This window comes from Methylobacterium sp. WL103, from assembly GCF_008039885.1.
In the GTDB taxonomy this organism is placed as follows: domain Bacteria; phylum Pseudomonadota; class Alphaproteobacteria; order Rhizobiales; family Beijerinckiaceae; genus Methylobacterium; species Methylobacterium cerastii.
The window spans coordinates 1-1,944 of sequence record NZ_VRUX01000704.1 but is presented as its reverse complement, the minus strand read 5'-3'; the positions used below and the strand labels follow the sequence as shown (position 1 = coordinate 1,944).

At 73.7% G+C, this 1,944-nt stretch carries 1 protein-coding gene; it reads left to right on the top strand.

The window, feature by feature from the left end; all coding sequences use genetic code 11:
- Positions 1-9 precede the first annotated feature (9 nt).
- A complete protein-coding gene (locus tag FV222_RS24455; RefSeq protein WP_147815856.1) occupies positions 10-1,743 on the top strand; it encodes an outer membrane beta-barrel protein in 1,734 nt (577 codons plus the stop codon).
- The last annotated feature ends 201 nt before the right edge of the window (positions 1,744-1,944 follow it).

Genomic DNA, 1,944 nt, shown 5'->3' with positions numbered 1-1,944 from the left:
CTCGCGACCCTGCCCGCCGCGGCGCAGGCGCAAGGCGCGCGCTTCGAATCCCTCAGTCCCGTCGGCGGCCAGCCCGACAACCCCGGCATCGGCCAGGAGCCCGGCCAGGACGGATTGCCGACCTTGCGCCGCCGCCCCATGGACGGTCCGCCCCGCCTCGGCAACGGCACGTCCGGCGAGACGTCCGGCGGCGAATCCTCCGGCGGCCTCACCTCGGGCGGCGCCAGCCTGTCCGGGCCGACCGGCGCCGAGGCCGGCGCCTCGACCTTCGACACGCGCGTCCGCTCCTCCGGCAGCCGCACCGGCGGCGCCACCTCGGGCGCCAACAACCGCGCGCCGATCAGCCTGCTGCGCCAGCGCGCGGCACCGCCCCGGCGCCAGGGGACGGCGACGCGGCGCTTGACCCAGGACGTCACCCAGATCCCGCCGCCGGCCCTGCGGCTGTCGCCGGTGATCCAGAACCCGGTCGTCGGCGTGCCCCTGCCGCCGGAGGCGCCGCGGCCGCAAGGGGCGGGGCTGCCGCTGATCAATCCGCTGAGCGGCGTCCTCACGCCGGGCGCGCTGCTGGCCAACAGCCTGCGGCGGCCGCTCGCCACCGACGACGCCTACGCGCCGCTCGGGCTGAAGCTCGGCAGCTTCACGGTGCTGCCTTCCTTCACCCAGAGCCTCGGCTACGACAGCAACCCGGACCAGACGACGCCCTCCCTCGCCAAGGGCTCGGTGGCGCTGAGGAGCGAGGGCGAGCTGAACTTCCGCTCCGACTGGTCGCGGAGCGAACTCGCGGGCGAGCTGCGCGCCGGTTACCTCGAGACCCCGCAGAACGAGGTGGCGAGCCGCCCGAACGCGGCCGGCACCGTGCGCCTGCGGATCGACGCCAACCGCGACCTGCGGATCGACGCCGAGACCCGCTTCCTCGTCGACACCCAGCGCACCGGCAGCCCCAACCTCCAGGCCGTGACGGCGACCAACCGGCCGATCGTGGCGACCTATGGCGGCTCGCTCGGCGCGACGGAGACCTTCAACCGGCTGTCCGTGTCCCTGCGCGGCTCGGTCGACCGCTCCGAGTTCGAGGATGCGCGGCTGTCCGACGGCACCGTGATCAGCCAGGCCGACCGCAACCAGAACCAGTACAGCATGCGCCTGCGCACGGCCTACGAGGTGTCGCCGGAGATCAGCCCCTTCGTCGAGCTGCTCGCCGACACCCGGGTCTACGACCTGCGCCGCGACGCCAGCGGCCTGCGCCGCGACTCGGACGGCATCGCCGCCTCGGTCGGCGCGACCCTGAACTTCACCCGCTCGATCAGCGGCGAGATCTCGGGCGGCCTGCAGCACCGCACCTACGTCGACCCGGCCTTGCGCGGCCTCGACGCGCCCATCCTGGCCGCCGCCCTGATCTGGGCGGCGAGCCCCCTCACCACCGTGCGCCTCAACGCGCAGGCCGGCGTCACCGAGACGACGGTCCCCGGCTCCAGCGGCATCCGCACCCAGACGGCGACGCTGGAGGTGCAGCACGACCTTCTGCGCAACCTCTCGATCATCGTCGGCGGCGCCTACCTGCACAACGACTACCAGGGGGTCTCGATCCGGGAGACCGGCTTCTCGGCGACCGCCCGGCTCGATTATCGCTTCAACCGCTGGCTGACGCTGCGCGGCACCTACCTCTACCAGGAGATCAACAGCTCGGTGGCGACGGCGAGCTTCTCCGACAACACCTTCCTGCTCGGGCTGCGGGTGAGCCCGTAGCCCCACACGCGGCCGATACCGGACCTCGGTGAGCTCGACTCGTCGCGGTCCGGCCCCCGCGACTGCGGGGCGGCGGCAATCCGCCGGACCTCATCGGTCCTGACCCGTGAGACTTGGTGTAAGCCCTCAGCGCACCAGCGCGAGGGAGGCGCCGGACTTGGTCAGCGCGCCGTCGAGGGCGCCGCCGCCCTGGCGCAGGCG